The 22,482-nt window shown below is 62.2% G+C and carries 19 protein-coding genes; 9 read left to right on the top strand and 10 right to left on the bottom strand.

Features of this window, described 5'->3' with window-relative positions; all coding sequences use genetic code 11:
• Positions 1-39: 39 nt before the first annotated feature.
• Genes ABIB38_RS18255 through ABIB38_RS18265 form a run of 3 tightly spaced genes read right to left on the bottom strand, consistent with a single transcriptional unit; the run spans position 40 to position 5,588 of the window.
• A complete protein-coding gene (locus tag ABIB38_RS18255) occupies positions 40-1,095 on the bottom strand; it encodes a T6SS immunity protein Tli4 family protein (RefSeq protein WP_429206002.1) in 1,056 nt (351 codons plus the stop codon).
• Positions 1,083-2,813: an esterase/lipase family protein gene (locus tag ABIB38_RS18260; RefSeq protein WP_429206004.1), complete on the bottom strand. Its 1,731-nt coding sequence runs from the start codon at positions 2,811-2,813 to the stop codon at positions 1,083-1,085. Before ABIB38_RS18260 ends, ABIB38_RS18255 begins: the two co-directional genes overlap by 13 nt.
• A gap of 30 nt (positions 2,814-2,843) precedes the next feature.
• Positions 2,844-5,588, bottom strand: a complete 2,745-nt coding sequence (locus tag ABIB38_RS18265) for a type VI secretion system Vgr family protein (RefSeq protein WP_429206006.1) — start codon at positions 5,586-5,588, stop codon at positions 2,844-2,846.
• A 287-nt stretch (positions 5,589-5,875) separates the two neighbouring features.
• Between ABIB38_RS18265 and ABIB38_RS18270 the strand changes: the two genes are divergently transcribed.
• Positions 5,876-6,730 carry a hypothetical protein gene (locus tag ABIB38_RS18270; protein WP_429206008.1) on the top strand — a complete coding sequence of 285 codons (855 nt, stop codon included), beginning with the start codon at positions 5,876-5,878 and terminating at the stop codon, positions 6,728-6,730.
• A 19-nt stretch (positions 6,731-6,749) separates the two neighbouring features.
• Here ABIB38_RS18270 and hemW read toward each other — a convergent pair whose 3' ends face one another.
• From hemW to ABIB38_RS18295, 5 genes are read right to left on the bottom strand one after another with little or no spacing between them, the layout of a single operon-like run.
• The gene (gene hemW, locus ABIB38_RS18275) at positions 6,750-7,985 is read right to left on the bottom strand and encodes a radical SAM family heme chaperone HemW (RefSeq protein ID WP_429206010.1); all 1,236 of its coding nucleotides are present in this window, start codon (positions 7,983-7,985) and stop codon (positions 6,750-6,752) included.
• Position 7,986: 1 nt separating this feature from the next.
• The gene (gene rdgB, locus ABIB38_RS18280) at positions 7,987-8,577 is read right to left on the bottom strand and encodes an RdgB/HAM1 family non-canonical purine NTP pyrophosphatase (RefSeq protein ID WP_429206012.1); all 591 of its coding nucleotides are present in this window, start codon (positions 8,575-8,577) and stop codon (positions 7,987-7,989) included.
• 60 nt (positions 8,578-8,637) lie between these two features.
• The gene (gene rph / locus ABIB38_RS18285) at positions 8,638-9,369 is read right to left on the bottom strand and encodes a ribonuclease PH (protein WP_429206014.1); all 732 of its coding nucleotides are present in this window, start codon (positions 9,367-9,369) and stop codon (positions 8,638-8,640) included.
• A gap of 28 nt (positions 9,370-9,397) precedes the next feature.
• Positions 9,398-10,324, bottom strand: coding sequence for a PP2C family protein-serine/threonine phosphatase (locus tag ABIB38_RS18290; RefSeq protein ID WP_429206016.1), 927 nt, complete (start codon positions 10,322-10,324; stop codon positions 9,398-9,400).
• A gap of 2 nt (positions 10,325-10,326) precedes the next feature.
• On the bottom strand, positions 10,327-11,301 hold the full coding sequence (locus ABIB38_RS18295) for a serine/threonine protein kinase (protein ID WP_429206018.1): 975 nt from the start codon (positions 11,299-11,301) through the stop codon (positions 10,327-10,329).
• 94 nt (positions 11,302-11,395) lie between these two features.
• Between ABIB38_RS18295 and ABIB38_RS18300 the strand changes: the two genes are divergently transcribed.
• The 4 genes from ABIB38_RS18300 to ABIB38_RS18315 all read left to right on the top strand — a co-directional run bounded on the left by ABIB38_RS18300 (position 11,396) and on the right by ABIB38_RS18315 (position 15,775).
• Positions 11,396-12,283 (top strand): YicC/YloC family endoribonuclease, encoded by an 888-nt coding sequence (locus tag ABIB38_RS18300; protein WP_429206020.1) that lies wholly within the window; start codon positions 11,396-11,398, stop codon positions 12,281-12,283.
• 211 nt (positions 12,284-12,494) lie between these two features.
• A complete protein-coding gene (gmk, locus tag ABIB38_RS18305) occupies positions 12,495-13,136 on the top strand; it encodes a guanylate kinase (protein WP_429206022.1) in 642 nt (213 codons plus the stop codon).
• 113 nt (positions 13,137-13,249) lie between these two features.
• Complete coding sequence (gene rpoZ / locus ABIB38_RS18310; RefSeq protein WP_429206024.1) at positions 13,250-13,453, top strand: DNA-directed RNA polymerase subunit omega; 204 nt, start codon at positions 13,250-13,252, stop codon at positions 13,451-13,453.
• A gap of 78 nt (positions 13,454-13,531) precedes the next feature.
• Positions 13,532-15,775, top strand: a complete 2,244-nt coding sequence (locus ABIB38_RS18315) for a RelA/SpoT family protein (protein ID WP_429206026.1) — start codon at positions 13,532-13,534, stop codon at positions 15,773-15,775.
• Positions 15,776-15,816: 41 nt separating this feature from the next.
• On the opposite strand, the gene ABIB38_RS18320 is transcribed toward ABIB38_RS18315, so the two are convergent.
• On the bottom strand, positions 15,817-16,404 hold the full coding sequence (locus ABIB38_RS18320; RefSeq protein WP_429206028.1) for a biliverdin-producing heme oxygenase: 588 nt from the start codon (positions 16,402-16,404) through the stop codon (positions 15,817-15,819).
• Between the two features lie 28 nt (positions 16,405-16,432).
• Positions 16,433-16,999: a transcription elongation factor GreB gene (gene greB / locus ABIB38_RS18325; RefSeq protein WP_429206030.1), complete on the bottom strand. Its 567-nt coding sequence runs from the start codon at positions 16,997-16,999 to the stop codon at positions 16,433-16,435.
• Positions 17,000-17,252: 253 nt separating this feature from the next.
• Between greB and ABIB38_RS18330 the strand changes: the two genes are divergently transcribed.
• The 4 genes from ABIB38_RS18330 (at position 17,253) to fliB (ending at position 22,203) form a co-directional block, all read left to right on the top strand.
• Positions 17,253-18,359 (top strand): ATP-binding protein, encoded by a 1,107-nt coding sequence (locus ABIB38_RS18330; protein WP_429206032.1) that lies wholly within the window; start codon positions 17,253-17,255, stop codon positions 18,357-18,359.
• Positions 18,356-19,003, top strand: coding sequence for a response regulator (locus tag ABIB38_RS18335; protein WP_429206034.1), 648 nt, complete (start codon positions 18,356-18,358; stop codon positions 19,001-19,003). Before ABIB38_RS18330 ends, ABIB38_RS18335 begins: the two co-directional genes overlap by 4 nt.
• 293 nt (positions 19,004-19,296) lie before the next feature.
• Positions 19,297-20,913 carry a GGDEF domain-containing protein gene (locus ABIB38_RS18340; RefSeq protein ID WP_429206036.1) on the top strand — a complete coding sequence of 539 codons (1,617 nt, stop codon included), beginning with the start codon at positions 19,297-19,299 and terminating at the stop codon, positions 20,911-20,913.
• Positions 20,914-20,973: 60 nt separating this feature from the next.
• A complete protein-coding gene (gene fliB / locus ABIB38_RS18345) occupies positions 20,974-22,203 on the top strand; it encodes a flagellin lysine-N-methylase (RefSeq protein ID WP_429206038.1) in 1,230 nt (409 codons plus the stop codon).
• Positions 22,204-22,482: the final 279 nt, after the last annotated feature.

The following is a 22,482-nucleotide window of genomic DNA, read 5'->3' on the forward strand; positions in this document are numbered from 1 at the left end:
GGGTTTCATCATGACGGCACTCGCTGGCTTGGTTCGATGTCAGGATTTTACCCAGCCGCAGGCGTCTCGGCCGAGGTTTTTAGAGGTGGCCTTAATAGCTGCCTTTGCATTTTCGCGAACACCGGAGTCAAGCCGAATATCTAACTTTGGATGAAAAGGGTCATTAACAGACCCAGCACTGTAAAAATGGAATTCGTGAACTGATGCAGCGCGCTTGTAAGCTGGAGTTCGAAATGCCATCTCCTGCCCATTCCAATGTGCTATCCGTCGCGTTTGATCACGCAATATTTTCCCACGAGAGAATACCGGCCCAAGTCCTGCAGCTTCTGCATTTCGTTGCGCACGCTCGTGCAGTATTTTCGGGCTGGAATCATTGTCCAGATACTCAAGATTCTTATGGACATCTACTGATATATGCACATCCGGAAATTCAATCAATCTTATTCCGATTGTCACACGTTCATACTCATACTCTCCAGCAACAAATCCCCCTTCAATACACAATCCAGGCTCAGCTGGAATTTCTTCGGCCTCACGAGCACGCAAGATAGTTGCTACACGATTCATTCGATTGACGAAGTCATCTTCTGGCAGAACACCGTAGACCTCTTGAATGAAAATATCTTCGTTCACCGGCACAAGCGACAACACCGTATAGCCTACCCTATCATCGGAGCCAATAATAATTTTTTGATTCAATCTCGCCCCATCAAGTACCTTTCCGAATAGCGGAAGCTTCGAAAAATTCCTCTCATTAAAAAACCTGCGCTCTTTGTCGATTTTCTTCATTCGCACGGAGATATATTCATCGAACCTCCCCAATTCCCCTTGTCGATATTCGATCGATGATTCAATCTCCGCCGGGCCATATACTAAAGTAGCATCATGCGGAACCTGCATTACAAGACGACCAAAGCAAATAGATCTAGTCTCGCTGAACATTGATTTTAGTTTGGGCGATATATTTTCCACAGCTCCTCCGGAAGCATCATCTACTGCTCGACGGCATCCTTCAATACAAAACAAAGCCAAGAAGGTCATTAGTAAATAAATTACAGATTTCCGAGATAAAGACGCCCTCATTATTTCGACCATCTCATTGTTGAGATAATCCGATATAGACAATAAATCGTTGCCGCGATCACCGACTCATTGCTATAGCTGGCCTGATGCTCGTATCCAGTCTGCCGGAACACTCCTTTGAATTTTCCACTTCTTAGTTGCGCATCTGCTGAGTATGTTGGAACCGTTTGATCTCCCGGCTCGGCTGGAGGCTGGAGGTGCGTTTTTAATAAAATCTTTTTCTCTGTTTTTTTCGACGATGCACTTGAATTTCTGAGATCCAGCCCCCCCTTTTCATCGTCACTGGCTATCTCTAGCGATGTCACGTCATCCGAAACAACATCTCCCTCGATTTTCCATATCACCTTATGCCAGGCGAGCCCTTTGGCATCGGCACCATAGTGGGCGTAGCTCTGATCATGATAAGTTTCAACAATCTGATTATGGAATCTTTTTGCTTCATCAATTAAATGAAATGTTCGCCTTAAGTTCCTCCCTGGCAAATTTGCCGGATTGAGCCAGTTTTTACGTAGAAGTCCATACCATTTATCGCTCGCCTTGTATATCTCCTCATAGGGATCTCCTTTCTGAGGAAAGCTTTTAATTACTTCGCTACCACGCGTCACTTGCAACCAATTATTCCCATATTCCTGAGAAGGAAGCAATTCCAGTCCGCCTTGAGAGTTTCCCAGAACAGCAGTCACATGGGGACCCGTTGCACCTAGAATTCTTGCCGAGGTATCGTCGCCTTCAAAACCGCACCGCATGCGCTTGTAAGCTGTTCCCGCTCCTATCGCGGGCATTACGCCATGTATTACACCAAGAACCTGATCGCCAATCTTACCCATTTCTGGATGAATTATTGCTCGCGCAACCAAGCCTCCCATCGAGTGTGTAATTAGAATTACCTTCTCACATTGGTAGCCCTGGCTCTGATACTTCTTCATCAACGCAGTTATCCTCTCAGCAGTTTCAATCCCAGAGTCCATGTTTCCTTGGAGCCAGTTATACCCCATTGCGTGTACAGGAAACCAACATCCTTTGACGGCATTGCGCAATGATGCTTCGTCCATTTTAGTCATAGATGAGCCTGGATGTGCCTCCCACTGGGAAGGATTAACATTGACGATTGACCGCATTAAATAGCCGTCTTTGAATTGATCGGAGAACACACCATTCAACCGCACCTCGCATTCGCTAAGAATTTTCTCATAGCTTCCAAAGAAAACTTCGCCCCACCCACGTTCACGCGCTTTTTCATCCCTAGTTTTTGCGTCGCTCGTTCCGGGCCTGTCGCTTTGCAGAAGTGGCCCATCAATACGTCTCCAACTTCCACCATACTGACTGGAAAAATGTGCAGCCTTGTTACGTATATTTGATGTTTCAATCGGGTTTCCGGTAATATTTATTTTGGGATCATAGGTATCAAGTTCGGTTTGGGATGGGTCAAAGCGCAATTGTCTTTCCGCTGCACTGTCCTCCTTCATCGGCACGGTTTCGAAAAGATTATCTGGTCGCCATGCAATATTATTTTTCTTCCCAAGGCTGGCCTGCCGTTCCGCGCTCATTCGCAAATTCGACCCCATGATACCTGGAATGAATATGATGGGAAGAACGCGCTTGGGTGGGATACTATGAACTTGAGGAGTCTTGTTCTGGCTAGGCGTGATGAAACCTTGGGCCAACTTTCCACCACTTTGCTCGGGTTTCGTTGGGAGCTTATAACCTGCTAGCTTTTGACCAGTCGCCATGATGCTTTCTCTGATATCAATATCGGTGATTTAATCGTCCAAAGCTTCAATCGTGTATTGCGCAAATGGGATATCTGAAGAGAAATCCTGAGTCATCCCGTCCTGATCCGTGCGCCCTTCGACAGTCTGTCCATCCTCTAGCGTGACGCGATACCGTTGATCTACCAAGGGCATTCCTGTACTCAAATCGACCATGCGCACACGCTGATCATGCTTAAGCACGCTTTCGGGCATATGCATCGTCATCCCTACACCGTCGCCAGCACTGGGAAATTCAAACTTGGATGCCTTAACCACAAAACCACCAGTGCATTGATGTGTGATCGCACCGTCGCCAAACACGACTTGGGCACCTTGCGTGACCAGTGTTATTCGGGGAGACTGCAGAACGATTTCCTCGGAAGCAGAGAGGACAATACGTTTCGCTGAAGTAATCTCCACATTCTCATCCTGCGCCTCGATTTCTACTTTCCCACTTGCCGCAACCAGCTTGGCGCCAATGGAATGCACAAATATGCTGATTCCCTGTAGTGCTTGGAGAAGCAATTTTCGGCCAGCCGATACCTGCGTATTCCCAACACTGAGAAGATCAATATGTGCTTGAGCACCAATTGCGACACCCGCCTGACTGCCGACCAGCACACCTGCCGGTGCCTCAATAGCGACGATCGGCTCGCCATTTGCTCCCGATGTCGACTGCCCTACCGCCTTAGTGCCGTCCTCCCACTTTTCGAGATGGTTTTTCAGCTGCATGAGCGACTCGCCTTCCGACACATCTGCTTCGTGCGCCTCAGCCAACTCGGCCAGCTGTTTTTGAATACTCGACAATGCGTCGAATAGACCAGTCAGTCCATCACGATCAAGCAGCCTTCCCGCAGCCCGCAGCGACGCATCCGCACTGATGAGAATCCCCTGCCCGCCCCGCAATGAAAGCGCTGCATCGGTGCGCAGCTCCGCACCTTCGCCACGTGGCTCGGCCGAACCATCCCGCCTCGGGTGTGTGAGGTAGCCGAGATTCAGCTGGCTGTGAGCGTGTTCGCTCCCAAGCTGCGCGCTGATCTGCCCCGGCGTGTCGTCCATGCGAAGCTGATTGGCCCGCACCCCCTGCCCTTCCTTGCTCACGATTCCAGACAAGTGCTTGTCGCCGGGAAGGGCACTATTGCGGCTGAACGAAGGCGACGGCGTCCGGGCGCCATGGACGTTGCCGATGACGAGGGGTTTGTCAGGATCGCCGCCCATGAACACCACGACCACCTCGTCGCCGACGCGCGGCAGCGAGATCGCTCCATACCCGTTACCCGCCCACCCTGAAGCAACGCGCAACCATGCCGAATCGCGGTCACTGCCGGAAGCGCCGGCACCATCCGCGTGCTCATGGTCTTCCGGACGGCACGCCGGAAAGCAGACCTTGATTCGGCCGCGCTCGTCGCAGTAGATTTCCTGGTTCGCAGGTCCGACCACGATGGCGGTCTGCGCTTCAGTCCGAGGCAAGTCGATACGCGGATCATAGGCAGGAACGATCGGGATTCCTCGCCGCACGCACGTAAAGCGGTTCGTGTAACGCACACCGCGTTCAGCGCTGGCCTGCAGCAAGGCGGCGCGATCGCTGCTCCAACGGTTCAGGGCGAACAGACGGCCAGCCTTTTCCTCGAGCGTCGTCGGCAGGTTGTTTTCGGCTTCCACCCGCAACTCGGTGCAGACGAATTCCCGCTGATCGGCTGGATGGGAATCGATTTCCGGATGCCCATCCATGCGACGCCATTGCCCGACCCGCATGTCCCGATCGCCGCTTTCCGCTTGAAAGAACTTGGCTTCGTATTCCTTGCGCTGCATGCGCAGCACCCCAAGGCTCCGATAATCGTCGCCATTGGCACCAGCATGGGGGGAATCGATCAGGTACTCATCGAGACTGGCCGCGAACTGGTTGCCCATCACGCCCTGATCGACGAGGCTCGTTTCCTGGCTATTCATGGACCACGTCTGGGCGTAATCCCAGCTACGGCGATTGACACGCCCAGCGGTCAGGTGACGTACCGCATGCCAGGAGGTAATACTGTCGCGCTGCTCGGTGCCGTGATCACGGTGGAAGCGCGCCGCACCGGCTGGATTCTGCTCCAGCGCGTTCGGGTTATCGACAAGGACCAGCGTATGGACCGGGACGTCGCTGCTTCCTCGCTCATTCGACGCGCCCGCCTTGATGAACCATGCAATACCCCGACGCTTCCAGAGACGCCGCAAGAAAGCCGCATTGGATTCGTTGTACTGCATCGTGAATTCGCGAGGCGGATACTGCTTCAACCCGCCCGATTCGAAATGAAATGCAGCCGCCGCGATCGGATTGGCCTGGCGCCACTCGCGCAAGATGATCTCGGTGATGTCGATCTCGTTGCGATTGCGGAAAACCCGTGTATTGCAGGTTTGCTCCAGCAGCGAAAAGGCGTCCCGAACCATCAACTGATAAGTCGCAAGCCCCCCGTCGCTCTGCCCCTCGATGACGCCGCCGATAATCCCGCACACGCTGCGAAGCTTGCCCGAGTCGGTCACGAACTGAAGTTCGACCGGATTGGCGATAAAGCGCTTGAGCTCCATGCCCGCCTGCAGGGAGACGCACTGCAGCGCATATTCAATTCCCCCGCAGATCGTCTCCACGCCGCTGACATATTTCACCAGCAGCAGATCGTCGACGATCCCCCTTGGTGTGGACAGACGCAGCCGTATGGCGCGGTTCATGTCGGTCAAACTACTGACCCCGGCGGCAAACTTATCGATGATCATGGTTTCCACCTCATGAATGAACAGTTCGCTAGTGCCTATGAGCAAAGCCGATCATAGCCACGGCAAATCACGATGAGGTTGATGGGGCGCAACTGCACCACTGGCAACGCGGTGGTACAGCAGCGCGCCGAACGGCTGAGCCGCAGATTCGGGGCGGTTGCCCCCGGCAGGGCGTTTCCGTCGTTGTAACGCGGAATTGCCCGCGCGGGGGCGCGTGGCTCGGGTGATTTGGCTACACTGATTGCACCGACTGCTGTCAATGCGCCCCGCGGCGCTGTGGTGACGCCATGCGCAATTTTTTCAACTCACACTGGAAAGTGATCCTCGCGATCCTGCTGGCGATCGTGCTGGCCATGCTGACCGTCGACACCACATCCGGCGCGCCCCCGCTGGCGGCGCGCCTCCAGGCACACACCCAGGCGCTGGCGTCCGCCGCGTCGGGCAAGCCGTACGGCGCACTGCGCCACGTCGAGGCGTCGCTGCGGCGCTACGGTTATGCCCCTCGCGTGCGACAGGGCGGCGACGCGGCGCATCCGGGCCGCAGCATCGAGGTGGCGGTGTCCAGGCTGGCGCCCGGCGAGCGCCCCGCCCGCACCTTCATCGTCGGCGCCCACCTCGATCAGGACACTCCTGCGGGGATCGCTGGCGCCGCCGCCGTGCTCGAGCTGGCGCGCGCGGCCAGGACGCTGCATCCCGCTTACGGCACCGAGGTCCGCTTCGTTTTTTTCGTGAACGATGAGCCGGCCGCAGCGGCGGACCGGCGCGCCATCGCAGCTCGCCGCGATGGCGGCAACTTCATGGCCTTCATTGGAACGCGCGAATCGTCGACCCGGGTGCGCCAGGCGCTGGCCGCCTTGCGCAACGATCCGATGCAAGCCCGGCAAGGACTGGCGGCGCCGGCCCACGTGATGGGGCTGACCCTGTCGGGGCATGGCGGCGGACCGGAAGACGGGCCTGCGCTGGTGATCACCGACGCCGGCTTCCTTCGCTTTCCTTATTTCCACGCCGAGGCGGCACCCGGCCAGGAGCAAGACCAGGCCCATGAGCGGCCGCAGGACCGCAACGACTACCACGGCATGGCGCGCATCGTCGGCGGCCTGTCCCGCACCCTGGAGGCGCTGGCCGGCGCCGTCGAGATCTAGGCCCTACTCGGCCACCCCCCTATTCGGCCAGGAACATCTCTTGCAGGTCGTTCAGGAAGCGCTGCCCCAGCTCGGTCGGCTTGATCAGCTTGTGGTCGCGGTAGATCAGGCCTTTCGCCTCGGCCTCGTTGAGCGCCTTCGTGATCGCACCGATGTTCATGCCGGTGCGCTCGCCGAACAGGTTCGGATCGAAGCCGCCGGTCAGGCGCAGCGCGTTGAGCATGAACTCGAAGCCCATGTCGGCGCGGCCGATCTCGTGTTCTTCCTGCACCGGATTGCCGCGCTTCGCGGCCTCGATGAAGGATGCGGGCTGCTTGAAGCGCGCCTGGCGCAGCACGCGGTGCGGGAACGAAAGCTTCGAGTGGGCCCCGGCGCCGATGCCGAGGTAGTCGCCGAACTTCCAGTAATTCAGGTTGTGGCGCGCGCGCCGGCCCGGCTGGGCATAGGCCGAGACCTCGTAATGCTCGTAGCCCGCGGCGCCGGTCACCTCGGCGATCATGTCCTGCATGTCGGCGGAGAGGTCGTCGTCCGGGAGCGCCGGCGGATACTTGGCGAACACCGTGTTCGGCTCCATCGTCAGGTGGTACAGCGACAGGTGCGGCGGCGCGAACGCCAGCGCCGTCTCCAGGTCGCGCCGTGCTTCGTCGAGCGTCTGCGACGGCAGCGCGTACATCAGGTCGAGGTTGAAATTCTCGAAGGTGTTCTTCGCGATCTCGACCGCGCGCAAGGCTTCGCTTCCGTCATGGATGCGGCCCAGCGCCTTCAGGTGCGCCGGGTTGAAACTCTGGATGCCGATCGACAGCCGGTTGATGCCGCTCGCGCGGTAGCTCTTGAAGCGCTCGGCCTCGAAGGTGCCCGGATTGGCTTCCATCGTGATCTCGGCGTCCAGCTCCAGCGGCAGCAGCGTGCGCAGGTCGGACATCAGGCGGTCCAGGCCGGCCGCCGACATCAGGCTCGGCGTGCCGCCGCCGATGAAAACGGTGTGGATCTTGCGGCCCCAGATCAGCGGCAGCGACTGCTCCAGGTCGAGGCGCAGCGCGTCCAGGTAGGCCTGCTCGGGCAGCTCGCCCTTCGATTCGTGCGAGTTGAAGTCGCAGTACGGGCATTTGCGCACGCACCAGGGCCAGTGCACGTACAGCGACAGCGGCGGCAAGGCGGCAAGGTTGAGTGCGCCCGGCTGCAGGTATTGCAGCGCGGCGCTGGCCGGCGAACGCGGCTCGCTCGGCCCAGGGGCCGCAACTTTAATCGGGATCATGTCAGGCGGACTTCAGTTTCTCGACCAGCGCGCGCAGCGCCTGGCCGCGGTGGGACAGCGCGTTCTTCTCGATCGGCGCCAGCTCGGCCGTGGTCTTGCCGAGCGACGGGATCAGGAAATGCGGATCGTAGCCGAAGCCGTTCTCGCCGCGCGGGCTGGCGATGATCTCGCCGTTCCAACGGCCGTCGGCGATCACCGGCTGCGGATCGTCCGGATGGCGCACGTAGACCAGCACGCAATAGTAATAGGCCGATTTGTCGCCGAGTCCCGCCAGGTCGGACACCAGCTTCTGGTTGTTGCGGGCGTCCGACTTCGGCTCACCGGCAAATCGCGCCGAATGCACGCCCGGCGCGCCGCCCAGCGCGTTCACGCACACGCCCGAATCGTCGGCCAGCGCCGGCAGTCCGGTCAGGCGCGACGCGTGGCGCGCCTTGGCCAGCGCGTTCTCGACGAAGGTGCCGAACGGCTCTTCCGCCTCCGGCACGTCGAATTCGCCCTGCGGATGCAGCTCGAACCCGATGGGGCCGAGCAGCTGGGCGAATTCCTTGAGCTTGCCGGCGTTGTTGGAGGCGAGGATCAGGCGTTGGGTCATGGTAAGCGGGTGGGATTGAATGAGCCAGCTATTTTACCGGCTTCACACACGCCATGCAGGTCACAGGAGCCGTAGCGATTGCTTCTGCAGGTGGATCAGGTCGGCGATGCCGTGCTGCGCCAGGTCCAGCAGGCGGTTCATGCCGGCGCGGTCGAACGCCGCGCCCTCGGCCGTGCCCTGCACCTCGATGAAGTGGCCCGTCTCGGTCATCACCACGTTCATGTCGGTATCGCAATCCGAATCCTCCGGATAGTCGAGGTCGAGCACCGGCATGCCGCGGAACACGCCCACCGACACCGCGGCCACGAAATGGCGCACCGGGACCGCCGGGATCATGCCGGCCGCCACCAGTTTATCGAAGGCGTCATGGGCCGCCACCATGGCGCCGGTGATGCTGGCCGTGCGGGTGCCGCCGTCGGCCTGGATCACGTCGCAATCGAGGTGCAGGGTGCGCTCGCCGAACGCTTCGAGGTCGAACGCCGCGCGCAGCGAGCGGCCGATCAGGCGCTGGATTTCCTGGGTGCGGCCGCTCTGCTTGCCGCGCGCGGCTTCGCGGTCCATGCGACTGTGGGTCGAGCGCGGCAGCATGCCGTATTCGGCGGTCAGCCAGCCCTGGCCCTTCCCTTTCAAGAAGCCCGGCACCTTCTCTTCGATGCTGGCGGTGCAGATCACCTTGGTGTCGCCGAACTCGATCAGCACCGAGCCTTCGGCGTGACGCGTGTAGTTGCGCGTGATGGTGATGGGACGCAGTTGGTCGACCGCGCGGCCGCTGGGGCGCTGTTCAAATGTCATGACGGTTGCTTTCGTGTTTATCGGGTGTCTACTTGATGACCTGGGATGACTTTTCGATCGCCGCACGGATCTCGGCGATCGCTTTTTCGATGTCGTCGTCGCCGAACGCGTCCGCGCCGCCCGGGGCCGCTTCGTCCCCGACGATGGTCGACCTGACCATGTCCTCGCCCAGCAGCTGGGTCGAGATCACATCGGGCAGCCCCGCATGCGCGGTGTCGGCGCCCTGCCAGGCGATGGCCAGCGCGGTCGTGTTGTCGGCCTGGGCGCCGCCGACGGCGACCGCCGTCTGCACCATCCCGGGCACGGCCTGCACCACGCTGCCGGTCGCCAGGCGATGCACGATCTCGGCCTCGGGCAACATCGACCACAGGCCGTCGGAGCACAGCAGCAGCACGTCGCCCGGCTGCAGGCTGACCTGGTGCGACAGCTCGATCTTCGGCGCGCCAGAGGCGCCCAGGCAGTTGTACAGCTTGTTGCGGTCGGGATGGGTCGCGCGCTCGCTCGGATCGGCGCGGCCGCGGTCGACCAGGTACTCGAAATGCGAATGGTCGCGCGTGCGCGCCAGCACCTGGTTGCGCCGCACCCAGTACAGGCGCGAGTCGCCGGCATGCGCCCACACCGCGCAGTTGTGCTGCACCAGGCAGGCCACGACGGTCGTGCGCGGCATCTCGGGCAGGCCGTGGGTGGCGGCATGGGCCTGGATGTCGTGGTGGGCCTGCAGCAGCGCTTCTTCCAGGAAGCGCTCCGGCCGTTTGACGTAGGGACGCGCCTGCATGCGGAACATCATCGACACCGTCTGCAGCGCGATGGTCGCGGCGATCTCGCCGTGCGCGTGTCCGCCCATGCCGTCGGCCAGCAGGAGCAGCAGCGAATCGCGCGTGAAGCAATAGCCCATGCGGTCCTGGTTGACCTTGCGGCCGCCGATATGGCTTTGCTGGTAAACGGAAAATTGCATGATTACCCCTGGCCGCGCCCGAATGCGCCGAGACGGTCGACGAGTCCGCGCCAGCCGCCGCGCGCCGCTGCCGACGCCGCCGCGCGCGGCGCCGCCGGGGTGGCCTGCAGCGCTTTCTGGATGGCGAACACGCTCTGCGGACGGGCGAGCGGATCGAGCGCCAGGCAGGCTTGCACGAGGTCGATCAGCTCGGGCGAATAGCGGCCCACCAGCCGGTCCAGCTGCTCGGCCAACCCGTCGCCGGCGCGGCGCGCCTCGACCGACTGCGGGGTCGCGCAGCTCATGCAGGCCAGCATGGCGGCGCCCAGGCTGTAGATATCGGTCCACGGCCCGAGGCTGGCGCCGCGCGTGGACAGCTCGGGCGCCGCGAAACCCGGCGTGTACATCGGCGCCAGCATCGGCGCATCGCTGTGCAGGGTCTGGCGCGCGGCGCCGAAGTCGAGCAGCAGCGGCGAACCGTCGGACCGCAGATAAATATTGGCCGGCTTGAGGTCGAGGTGCAGCAGCTTGTTGGCGTGCACCTCGCGCAGGCCGGCGCACACGCCCGTAAATACCTGGCGCACGAACTGCTCGCCGAGGCGCCCGCCCTTGGCCGCGGCGCGCGCGATGTGTTCCTGCAGCGAGTGGCCGGATTCGTAGGCCATGACCATGTATACGGTGTCGTGGGCGCGAAAGAAGTTCAGCACGCGCACCACGTTCGGGTGCACGATGCGCGCCAGCGCCCTGCCCTCTTCGAAGAAACACTTGAGGCCGATACGGAACACGGCCAGGTGCGGCTTGGCGACGACGGGCACCAGTTCGCCCGGCTGGCGCAGCGCGAGCGCGCTCGGTAAATACTCCTTGATGGCGACCGCATTGCCTTCGCCGTCATAGGCAAGGTAAACAATACTGAACCCACCGGACGCGATTTTCTTTACAATGCGGTATCCGGCAATGTCCAGCCCATCGGGCAGGGGAGCGTTATTCTGTGCAGCCATCCAATTGGGTTTCCTTGCTAAACAGGGCGATTGTGTGGATAAATGTCGGCTTTGTAAAGAATAAAAACCGGGGATCCCATTGAGCATTTCAAGCATGACAGGTTACGCGGTCGCCACCAGCGAAGGCGCTGCAGGAACCCTCACGATCGAAATCAAGAGCGTCAATTCGCGCTTCCTCGATCTCCAGTTCCGTATCAATGACGATTTGCGCGCGCTGGAACCCGACCTGCGCTCGGCGATCATGGCCGCGATCACGCGCGGCAAGGTCGAGGTTCGCCTGTCGTTCGGCCGCAAGGCCAGCGGCGGCTCCTCGGCGCTGAACCAGGAACTGCTGGCCGACCTCGCCCGCCTGCAGGGCGAAGTGACGCGTCACTTCGCGCAGGCGTCCCCGATGACGGTGGCCGAGCTGCTGCGCTGGCCCGGCGTCGTCGAAGAATCGACCATCGGCCAGGAGTCGCTCCAGGCGGACGTGGCCGCCCTCACCGCCACCACCATCGCCGCCTTCGTCGACAGCCGCAAGCGCGAAGGCGCGGCGCTCGAAACGATGCTGCAATCGCGCATCGAATCGATGGAAGCGATCGTCAAGCGCATCACGCCGCTCATTCCGCAAGTCATTTCGCAATTCCAGCACAAGGCCATCGAGCGCATGCAGGACGCCCTGGGCCTGGCCGGCCACGGCAATCCGTCGACGCTCACGCGCCAGGAAGTACTGGAACGGATCCGGCAAGAAGTGACGCTGTACGGCATCCGCATCGACGTCTCCGAAGAGCTGTCGCGCCTGTCGGCCCACCTGAACGAAACCCGCCACATCCTCAAGAAAGGCGGCCAGGTCGGCAAGCGCCTCGACTTCATGATGCAGGAACTGAACCGCGAAGCGAACACGCTGGGCGCCAAGGCCTCGGTCAAGGAACTGGCGGATGCGTCGATGGAACTGAAACTGCTCATCGAGCAGATGCGTGAACAGGTGCAGAATCTGGAGTGATCCGGCTGACGTTGTTCAGCCCGTGGATTTATTTTTTTGTTAGCCCCAAAACGTCGTTCCCGCGAAGGCGGGAACCCAAGTTGTTCAGCGTCTCGATAGCGCTGGCAACTTAGGTTCCCGCCTACGCGGGAACGACGTATTTATGCTAGCGTGATTGTCATCATTATCGCGGCGCGCACTCGCGACGAAACGTATTAACAAAGGAACCACCATGCTCCCACACGCCTTCTCCGGCAGCCTGTTCATCGTCGCCGCCCCGTCCGGCGCCGGCAAGTCGAGCCTGGTCAACGCCCTGCTGGCGCAGGAACCCGGCATCAAGCTGTCGATCTCGACCACGACCCGCCCGCCGCGTCCGGGCGAACAGGATGGCGAGCATTACCACTTCACCAGCGCCGAGGATTTCGTCACCCGCGCCGAGCGCGGCGAATTCCTGGAATGGGCCGAGGTGCACGGCAATTACTATGGCACGAGCCGCCTGACCGTCGAACAGGAAATGAAGAACGGCACCGACATCCTGCTTGAGATCGACTGGCAGGGTGCGCGCCAGGTGAAGAAATTATTCCCGGACGCGGCCGGCATTTTCATTCTGCCGCCGTCGATCGAGGCGCTGGAAGAACGCCTGCACAAGCGGGGCACCGACGAGCCGCACATCATCACGCGCCGCCTGCTGGCGGCCGGCGGCGAGATGGCTCACGCTCCGGAGTTCGAATATGCTATCATCAACGAAGAGTTTAACGTCGCCCTGGCCGAACTGCAGGCGATTATCAAAGCGACACGTTGCCGGTTTGCCCAACAGGCCGCCCGTAGCGCTACGCTGTTTGCCCAACTGGGAATCCACGCGCATCAAACCTGATCGGCGCGCCAATCTGGCGTGCTTTTCACCGTTGGTGCGTTGTACCATTGGCGCGCTCTAGCGTTGTCATTCCCGCGTTTTGAAACGAATTTTTGCACATCAGGAGCACACACATGGCCCGCATTACCATCGAAGACTGCCTCAAGAACATCCCGAACCGGTTCCAGCTGACCCTGGCCGCTACCTACCGTGCTCGTCAGTTGCTGCAAGGCCACACCCCGAAGGTCGAAGCCAAGGATAAGCCGACCGTCATCGCCCTGCGCGAAATCGCCGCCGGCAAAGTCGGCGTGGAAATGCTGAAAAAAGTACCGATGTAATTCCCTTCGGGGTTGCCTGGATTAGCGTCATCCCGTCTTCTGTTATTCTGTACCTACTACGGCTTGACGATTAACGTAATGAACCTGTCTCCGGATTCGACCAATTCACGCAACCCTGCTGCTCCACGCGAGCGGCGCGCCGACAATCGTCCGCCCGATTACCTCGAGCCCGTCGCTCCCGGCGTGGCATCGGTCACGCAGCTGATCTCGATGCTGTCCGAGTACCTCACGCCGGCCGAACTCAAGAAAGTCAAGGAAGCCTACCGCTTCTCCGACGAGATGCACCTGGGCCAGGTGCGCAAGTCGGGCGAACCCTATATTTCCCATCCGATCGCCGTCGCCGAGATCTGCGCCGAGTGGAAGCTCGATGCGCAAGCCATCATGGCTGCCCTGCTGCACGACGTGATTGAAGACCAGGACGTCAAGAAAGACGAGCTGATCGAGCGCTTCGGCGCCCAGGTCGCCAACCTCGTCGATGGCCTGTCCAAGCTCGAGAAGATCGAGTTCCAGAGCCAGCTCGAAGCGCAGGCGGAAAACTTCCGCAAGATGCTGCTGGCGATGGCATCCGACGTGCGCGTGATCCTGATCAAGCTGGCCGACCGCCTGCACAATATGCGCACCCTGGGCGTCATGGTGCCGGCCAAGAAGCGCCGCATCGCCGGCGAGACGATGGAAGTGTACGTGCCGATCGCCCACCGCCTCGGCCTGAACAATATCTACCGCGAACTGCAAGACCTCTCGTTCTCGCACCTGTACCCGCTGCGCTACCAGACGCTGTCGAAGGCGATCAAGGCCGCGCGCGGCAACCGCCGTGAGGTGGTCAAGAAGATCCTCGAGTCGGTCAAGAACCAGCTGGCCTCGAGCGGTCTGCAGTTCGAAGTCGACGGCCGCGAAAAGACGCTGTACGGCATCTATAAAAAGATGCGCAACAAGCACCTGTCGTTCTCGCAAGTGCTGGACGTGTATGGCTTCCGCGTCGTCGTCGACAGCGTGCCCAACTGTTACGTGGCGCTCGGCACCCTGCACGCGCTGTACAAGCCGATGCCCGGCAAGTTCAAGGACTACATCGCGATCGGCAAGATCAACGGCTACCAGTCCCTGCACACCACCCTGATCGGCCCCTACGGCACCCCGGTCGAATTCCAGATCCGCACGCAAGAGATGCACCGCACCGCCGAGAGCGGCGTGGCGGCGCACTGGCTGTACAAGACGGGCGACTCCAACATCACCGACCTGCAGCACCGCACCCATGCCTGGCTGCAGTCGCTGCTCGACATCCAGCAGCAGACCGGCGACTCGGCCGAGTTCCTCGAACACGTGAAAGTCGACCTGTTCCCGGATTCGGTCTATGTCTTCACGCCCAAGTCGAAGATCATCGCCCTGCCGCGCGGCGCCACGGCGCTGGATTTCGCCTACTCGATCCACACCGGCATCGGCGACCACACGGTGGGCGTCAAGATCAACAACGAAGACCAGCCGCTGCGCACCGAGCTGCACAACGGCGACATCGTCGAGATCATCACCGACCCGGAATCGCGTCCGAGCCCGACCTGGCTCACCTTCGTTCGCACCGGCAAGGCGCGCTCGGCGATCCGTCACCACCTGCGCCTGATCGACGTCAACGAATCGGTCGAGCTGGGCCAGGAATTGCTGGCCCAGGCGCTCGCGGTGCGCAATATCAAGCCGGACCTGCCGGACGCCGTCATCGAGCGCCTGCTGGCCGAGACCTCGGCCAAGTCGATGGAAGAGATGTATGCCGACATCGGCATCGGCAAGCGCATGCCGGCCCTGGTGGCGCGCCACATCTTCGGGCTGATGGAAGGCGACCCCGAACTGCTGCCGTCGAGTAAGCCCCTGCCGGCCAGCGAGATCGCGCCGGTCACGATCTACGGCAGCGAAGGCGTGGCGGTGCAGTTGGCGGCCTGCTGCCTGCCGATCCCGGGCGACCAGATCACCGGCCAGCTGCGGCGCGACCAGGCGCTGGTGGTGCACACCTGCGACTGCCTGCCGGCCAAGCGCATCCGCGCCAAGGAGCCGGATCGCTGGATCGCGGTGCAATGGGGCGACGAACTCAACCGCCGCTTCGACTGCCGCATCCGCCTGTTGATCAACAACGAAAAAGGCATTCTCGCCCGCGTGGCCGCCGAAATCGGCGAGTCGGACGCCAACATCACCTATGTGGGCATGGACGAGGATGACGAGCACAGCATGACGCAGCTGCGCTTCACGATCCAGATCAAGGATCGGGTGCATCTGGCGCAGCTGATTCGCAATCTGCGCAGGGTGGCGGGAGTGAACCGGGTGGAGCGGGAGCGGTCGTGACTGGCGGCCGCGCCAATATCGTCCACCCTGCGTTGTCCACCCTATGCCGGCAACTTCGATAGCCTGAGAATACTGTCGAAAGCCGCGCACGCACCCGCGCACGCGTCGGCAATCTCGTCCGGCGACTTCACGTGCTGCTTCAACGCCAGCATGAATGCGCGCCAGCGCGGCCCCGGGCCTTCGTCGGCCCCGCGCAGGTAACGCAGCGGATGCGGGGCGAGCCGCTCCGAGAGCTTCCCGTACAACACCTTCCCGCCCAGCTGCGAGCCCTCGACCACGTACGCCACGCCCCAGCGGTAGGCGGCGCTGGCATCGCGTGGCCAGGCATGCGGGCCGGACGGCGCACGCACCGGCGGCATGCCGGGCTCGTCCAGATCGGCATCGATCAGCTCCAGCCGCCCCACCGCCGGCAACGCCTGTTGCGGACCATCGCCGAAACCATCGAGCCAGACCTGCAGCGGCGCCAGCCAGTCGCGCACCATCGTGAGGTGCGTGGCATAGTCATGCAGATCGGGAGCGGGGCCGGACAGGGGCAAGCCGCCGTCGAGGCGCTCGTGGCGTGCAGAAGTGGCGGCGCGCAGCGCGGCCAGGGCGTCCACATCGGGCGCGGATTGTAGAGGTCGATTCATGACCGCATCTTAGCAGCGAACCAGGGCCTCAGTCGGCCACGGGTTCGGGATAATCGACCGACAAAATCTCCAGTTCGTCCATGCCGAGCGGCGTCTGCAACGGCACCACGTCGCCCTCGCGGCACTTGGTGAGTGCGCGCGCCACTGGCGACACCCAGCTGATCTTGCCCTTCAAAGGATCGAGCTCGTCCACGCCGACGATGGTGACGGTGTGTTCATCGCCGGCCTTGTTGATGTAGCTCACCGTTGCGCCGAAAAAGACCTGGTCGTTACCGTAATGGACAGTCGGGTCAACGACGAAGGCCGAATCCATGCGCTTGGTGAGAAAGCGGATGCGGCGGTCGATCTCGCGCAGGCGGCGCTTGCCGTAGATGTAGTCGCCGTTCTCGGAGCGGTCGCCGTTCGAGGCGGCCCAGTGAACGATGCGCACCACCTCGGGCCGGTCGACGTCGATCAGCTGCAGCAGCTCGTCCTTGATGCGCTGGTAGCCGGCCGGGGTGATGTAGTTCTTGGCGCCGGCGGGAATCGCCTGCGCCAGCGCCAATGCTTCTTCGTCGTCCTCGTTGTCCGACTCTTTGACAAATGCCTTATTCATGACCTTATTGTAACGAGACTTGGCATTGCCTGCGCCGGGATTCGCGTGCTTTTATCGTATGATGCAGACAAGCCAGAAGGGCACCTCGAAAAACCGTCGCGAGCGGCAGCAGATTCGGTCGAGAAGCGCAGCTGTACTCGAGTACAGCGAGCATCGCAGACCTACGCGGCCCGACCGAATCTGCAACGCGCAGCAGGTTTTTCGACGTGCCCAAAAGCAGTGCGCGAAAAAAAAGAAGCAACGAGACAAAACAATGAGCCTGCCCTCCTCTTTCCACACCGAACACCCACCCTCGTCCGGCCTGGTCTACCGGTTCGTCCTGCACCCCGACGGCAGCACCAGCTTCGCCTGCCTGAACGAAGGCTGCAGCGCGCTGCTCGGCATCGCGCCCGGCGAGCTGCAGGACGATCCGGCCTTGTTCGAACGCCTGATCCTGCCGGAAGACCGCCGCGCCTACCACGAGGCGATGCAGGCGTCGGCCACCGCCCTGGCGGCCTGGAACTGGGAGGGACGGATCCGCATCCCGGTCTGGAACGACGTCAAGTGGATCAACCTGCGCGCCACTCCGCACCCCCGCGAGGACGGCGCGGTTCAGTGGGACGGCATCATGACCAATATCACGGCAAGCAAGCAGGAGCAGGAAGAATCGCACCGTTCGCGCGAGCGCCTGGCCGAGCTGACCGCGCATATCGAGCAGGCCAAGGAAGACGAGCGCACCCGCATCGCGCGCGAGATCCACGACGACCTGGGCGGCAACCTCACCGCGATCAAGATGGCGCTGGCCATGCTGTCGGCGCGCCTGCCGCCCGACCAGCCGGAACTGACCGACAAGGCGAACTACGTCGACGGCCTGGTCGACCGCACGATCGAGGCGGTGCACCGCATTTCGCTCGACCTGCGCCCGAGCACGCTCGACCTCGGCATCGTCGCCGCACTGGAATGGCAGGCGCGCGAGTTCGAAAAGCAGATGGGGACCGCCGTCATCATGCGCTGTCCGGACAAAGACCTGGAGCTCGCGCCCGACCACGCGAGCGCGCTGTTTCGCATCTTCCAGGAAGCGCTCACGAATATCGCCAAGCATGCCGGCGCGACACGGGTCACGGTGTCGCTGCGGCGCCAGCGCAACCTGCTCACCCTGTCGATCTGCGACAACGGCCGCGGCATCCAGCCGGCCGACCGCCTCAAGCCGCAATCGTTCGGCCTGCGCGGCATGAGCGAGCGCGCCAGCGCACTCGGAGGCACGCTGGCCTTGTCGTCCGCGCCCGGAGGTGGCACGATGGTGACCATCAAGACCAGGCTGGCATCCAGGACCTCCGCGCAGCAGGCGGCGGCCCGCGAAGCGGCGCAAGAACAAGAATGACCGAAAAAGTACATATCCGCGTTTTCATCGCCGACGACCATGCCATCGTACGCGAGGGCCTGAAGCAGATCCTGGCCGAACAGCGCGACATCAACGTCGCCGGCGAAGCTGAAAATGGCGTCGACGCCGCCCGGCTGGTGGGCAAGTCCAAAGCCAATGTGATGCTGCTCGATATCTCGCTGCCCGACCGCAACGGCATCGACGTATTAAAGCAGATCAAGAAGGACAAGCCCGAACTGGCGGTGCTGATGCTGTCGATGCACCGCGAAGACCAGTACGCGATCCGCGCGCTGAAGGCCGGCGCGTCCGGCTACCTGACCAAGCAGAGCGCGCCGCGCGAACTGGTGACGGCCATCCGCCAGGTGGCGGGCGGCCAGAAATACGTGAGCGCGGCGCTGGCCCAGACCCTGGCCAGCTCGATCGGCGCGGACCACGAAGCGCCGGTGCACGAAGGCCTGTCCGACCGCGAGTACCAGACCCTGACCATGATCGCCTCCGGCATGACGGTCAGCGAGATCGCGCGCGAGCTGTCGCTGTCGGTCAAGACCGTCAGCGAATACCGCGCCCGCTTGTTGGTCAAAATGAAACTCAAGACCAGCGCCGAGCTGACGACCTACGCCATCCGTAACGGTTTGGTCGACTAAAGAACCTATCCCGGTAGGTGAGAGTCGTTCCTGCCGCGCCTGGCAAGCGTGCGCTGCGTTGCTCGTCGTTGCATGGCTCGCCATGCGGCCTCCTCGCGCCTTGCTCACGCCTGCCATGCATCGGCATGAACTTCCTCCCACCTACCGGGATAGGTTCTAAATCTCACATTCCGTTGCGCCACGGCGGCCACCGGCACGCGCAAGGGCTGTGTTACCGTTTTTTAATTGATGCTCGGCAAAGAAGCTGATTATCATGTGGCCAATCCCGCACATTCGTCACTGCGCAGCCATCCATGTCCATCCCGCCTACTCCTGCCGCGCCCGCCGTCAACCAGCCAGCCACCCCTGCTGCGGGTTCTGCTGCCGGTTCTGCTGTGAATCCTGCTGAAACCGCACGCGAGGCCTTCCGCCGCCTCGCCGCGCGCCGCCTCGCGCCGACGCCGGACAACTACCGCGCCATCTATGACGAGATCGCCGGCACTCCACCGGCGCCGCCCGCACCGGCGCCGGATGCGGGCGCGGTCGAGGTGCTGGCCGGCTTCGCACGGCGCATGGCCGAGACGCCGGGCGAGCTTTCCGAGCATGGCCGCCGCATGGCGCGCGCGGTCAAGCTGGAAGACTGGGGCGGCTACACCCAGGCGCTGGGGCAGATACTCGAGCGCCACCTGCGCCGCAACACGCCGGTGATGGCCCTGGGCGACGAGGAACCGGACACGGTCCTGCTGCGCGAGATGCTGGCGCGCACCCTGTCCTTCGCCTGCGCCTCGCTGCTCAGCGGCGACGCCGAACTGTCGGCCGAGGCCGAAGCGCTCGGCGCGGCGGTCAAGACCGCCGTCGGCGAATCCGAGCTGCAGCACATCGCGGCGCGCCTGAAGCAATTGTGCTTCCAGATCGAACTACGCAAGGACGACGGCGCCGAACGGCAGGAACTGCTGTTGCGCCTGTTCCGCCTGCTGCTCGACAATATCGAAGGCCTGCTCGACGACGACAACTACATGCACGGCCAGGTGCTGGTGGTGCAGGAACTGATCAAGGGCCCGCTCGACACGCGCGCGCTCGAAGACGCCACCCGAGGCCTGAAGGACGTGATCATCAGGCAGGGCCATCTCAAGCATGGCATCGACGGTGTGCGCGGCGCGATGAAGAACATGATGATGACCTTCATCGATCGCCTCGGCTCGGCCGCCGCGTCCACGAGCGACTACCATGCCAGGCTGGGCGGCTTCTCGGAACGCATCGGCAAGGCCACGGACGTGAACCAGATCAACGGCGTGCTCGACGAAGTGCTGCGCGAGATGCGCAACGCCCAGGACGAGGCGCTGGCGTCGCGTGACCGCATGGTCGGCGCGCATCAAGAGGTGCAGGAAGCCGAGCAGCGCATCCGCGAGCTGGAAGCCGAGCTGCAGCATATGAGCGAGCTGGTGCGCGAAGACCAGCTGACCGGCAGCCTGAACCGCCGCGGCCTGGACGACGTGTTCGAACGCGAGAGCGCGCGCGCCGACCGCCGAAAGACGCCGCTGTGCGTGGCCCTGCTCGACCTCGATAACTTCAAGCGGCTCAATGACACCTATGGCCATGTGGCGGGCGACGGCGCGCTCAGGCACCTGGTGAAGGTGGTGCGCGAGACCCTGCGCTCGATGGACGTGATCGCCCGTTTCGGCGGCGAGGAATTCCTGATCCTGCTGCCGGAGACCACGGTCGACGCGGCGGCGGCGGCCATGGTGCGGGTGCAGCGCGAGCTGACCCGGCATTTCTTCTTGCACGATAACGAGAAGATGCTCATCACTTTCTCGTGCGGGGTGGCGCTCCGGGCGCCCAACGAAGACCAGGCTTCGCTGATGGCGCGCGCCGACAAGGCGATGTACCAAGCCAAGAATAGCGGGAAGAATCGGGTGGTGATCGCGGATTGAACCTGGCCCTGCCGAATTTATACTGCGCTGCAACTTTCCAATCTTTCGAGCAGCCAGTCCATGCCCATCCTGCATCGCACCCAGACCCTGACCGCGCTCAAGCCTCGCTTCGTCGAGCGGTTTCGCTGCATCGGCGCCAGTTGCGAGGACACCTGCTGTTCCGGCTGGACGGTGCATGTCGACAAGAAAACCTACAAGGCCTACCGCAAGGAATCGGTCCCGGCGCTCGATCGCATGATGGCCAATATGACGCGCCTGGAAGGGATGGGCGATCGCGCCTATGGGGCGATCAGGACGGTCGGCGAGCAGGAGCAATGCCCAGCGCTCCACGACGGCATCTGCTCGGTACAGGCCCACCTCGGCGCATCCTACCTGCCCGAAGTCTGCCACGAATACCCGCGCACCAGCCGCAGCGTGGACGGCCAGGTCGAGCAGGCGATCACGCTTTCCTGCCCCGAAGCGGCGCGCCTGGCCCTGCTTGCCGAAGACGCCTTCGATTTCGTCGAGGCCCCGATCCATGTCCGCCAGTCGGCCGTGCTCGGCGTCGGGCCACGTTGCGGCGTGCCCCCGGCGCTCATGGCCGAGATCCGCATCTTTTGCCTGAACCTGTTGCGTACCCGCGAGCTGACCCTGTGGCAGCGCCTGGCGCTGCTGGGGGCGTTCTGCGACATGCTGAGCGGGGTGTGCGAACGTGGCGAGCAACAGACCATTCCCGCCATGATCGGCGACTTCGTGCGCCTGGTCGAGGACGGCGGGCTGGTCGCGACGCTCGACCTGATCCAGCCCGACCATGATGCCCAGGCCATGGTGTTCGCCACCTTGTGGGCCACCAAGGGTTTCGAATCCACGTCACCGCACGAGCAGGCGCTGATGCGCCAGGTCGCCGCCAGGTTCGGCGCCGACGCCCAGGGCCAGGTCAGCGCCGAGCGGCTGGTCGGCGCCTACCGGCGCGGCCTGGGGCGCCTCGACGCGGCCCTGGCGGCCGCCCCGTGGCTGCTCGAGCATTACCTGGTAAACGAGGTGTTCTCCGAGCTGTTCCCGTTCAATGGGGCTACCCCCTATCACAGCTATGTGCAGTTGATGGCGCGCTTCGGCCTGTTGCGCCTGATCCTCGCGGTGCAATGCAATACCGAGGGCGACGTGCCGCCGCTCGCCACCATGGTCTCGACCGTACAACTGCACTGCCGGCGCTTCCAGCATGTGCCCGGGTACACCACGCGCGTCAACAACTCACTGCACGACAGCGGCTGGGCGGAGCTGGGCAAGTTGTACACATTGCTCAAGACCTGAGCCGGACCGATGGCGCTGCCCGGGCGGCAAGGCCGCTCCGGTGTCGATTCCGCCGGTTCGGCGAGCGCGATGAACCCTATAAATAAATTTATTTTTACCCTCAAGTTCTCTTTTTGCCTGCCGCTAAGGGGCGCGGTCGTTGGCCGCACTCCTGCTACAGGCCATCTTTTTCGACAGGCGGCCCTAAACTTTTTCCATAGGGCACCGTTACCAGCAATAACAGCGGTTTGAACGTCACGGAACAGCGCGACGGACCAAAGTACACAGCAGCAAGGTCGC

The sequence above is a fragment of the Massilia sp. UYP11 genome, assembly GCF_050434805.1.
Classification (GTDB): domain Bacteria; phylum Pseudomonadota; class Gammaproteobacteria; order Burkholderiales; family Burkholderiaceae_D; genus Telluria.

Excerpts from the sequence above, each read along its gene's own strand:
- ABIB38_RS18255 (WP_429206002.1), bottom strand. The coding sequence starts at position 1,095 with ATGGTCGAAATAATGAGGGCGTCTTTATCTCGGAAATCTGTAATTTAT.
- hemW (WP_429206010.1), bottom strand. The coding sequence starts at position 7,985 with ATGATCCCGATTAAAGTTGCGGCCCCTGGGCCGAGCGAGCCGCGTTCG.
- ABIB38_RS18290 (WP_429206016.1), bottom strand. The coding sequence starts at position 10,324 with ATGCAATTTTCCGTTTACCAGCAAAGCCATATCGGCGGCCGCAAGGTC.
- rph (WP_429206014.1), bottom strand. The coding sequence starts at position 9,369 with ATGACATTTGAACAGCGCCCCAGCGGCCGCGCGGTCGACCAACTGCGT.
- ABIB38_RS18265 (WP_429206006.1), bottom strand. The coding sequence starts at position 5,588 with ATGATCATCGATAAGTTTGCCGCCGGGGTCAGTAGTTTGACCGACATG.
- ABIB38_RS18300 (WP_429206020.1), top strand. The coding sequence starts at position 11,396 with ATGACAGGTTACGCGGTCGCCACCAGCGAAGGCGCTGCAGGAACCCTC.
- gmk (WP_429206022.1), top strand. The coding sequence starts at position 12,495 with ATGCTCCCACACGCCTTCTCCGGCAGCCTGTTCATCGTCGCCGCCCCG.
- greB (WP_429206030.1), bottom strand. The coding sequence starts at position 16,999 with ATGAATAAGGCATTTGTCAAAGAGTCGGACAACGAGGACGACGAAGAA.
- fliB (WP_429206038.1), top strand. The coding sequence starts at position 20,974 with ATGCCCATCCTGCATCGCACCCAGACCCTGACCGCGCTCAAGCCTCGC.
- ABIB38_RS18270 (WP_429206008.1), top strand. The coding sequence starts at position 5,876 with ATGCGCAATTTTTTCAACTCACACTGGAAAGTGATCCTCGCGATCCTG.
- ABIB38_RS18260 (WP_429206004.1), bottom strand. The coding sequence starts at position 2,813 with ATGGCGACTGGTCAAAAGCTAGCAGGTTATAAGCTCCCAACGAAACCC.
- ABIB38_RS18315 (WP_429206026.1), top strand. The coding sequence starts at position 13,532 with ATGAACCTGTCTCCGGATTCGACCAATTCACGCAACCCTGCTGCTCCA.
- ABIB38_RS18330 (WP_429206032.1), top strand. The coding sequence starts at position 17,253 with ATGAGCCTGCCCTCCTCTTTCCACACCGAACACCCACCCTCGTCCGGC.
- rdgB (WP_429206012.1), bottom strand. The coding sequence starts at position 8,577 with ATGACCCAACGCCTGATCCTCGCCTCCAACAACGCCGGCAAGCTCAAG.
- ABIB38_RS18335 (WP_429206034.1), top strand. The coding sequence starts at position 18,356 with ATGACCGAAAAAGTACATATCCGCGTTTTCATCGCCGACGACCATGCC.
- rpoZ (WP_429206024.1), top strand. The coding sequence starts at position 13,250 with ATGGCCCGCATTACCATCGAAGACTGCCTCAAGAACATCCCGAACCGG.
- ABIB38_RS18295 (WP_429206018.1), bottom strand. The coding sequence starts at position 11,301 with ATGGCTGCACAGAATAACGCTCCCCTGCCCGATGGGCTGGACATTGCC.
- ABIB38_RS18320 (WP_429206028.1), bottom strand. The coding sequence starts at position 16,404 with ATGAATCGACCTCTACAATCCGCGCCCGATGTGGACGCCCTGGCCGCG.
- ABIB38_RS18340 (WP_429206036.1), top strand. The coding sequence starts at position 19,297 with ATGTCCATCCCGCCTACTCCTGCCGCGCCCGCCGTCAACCAGCCAGCC.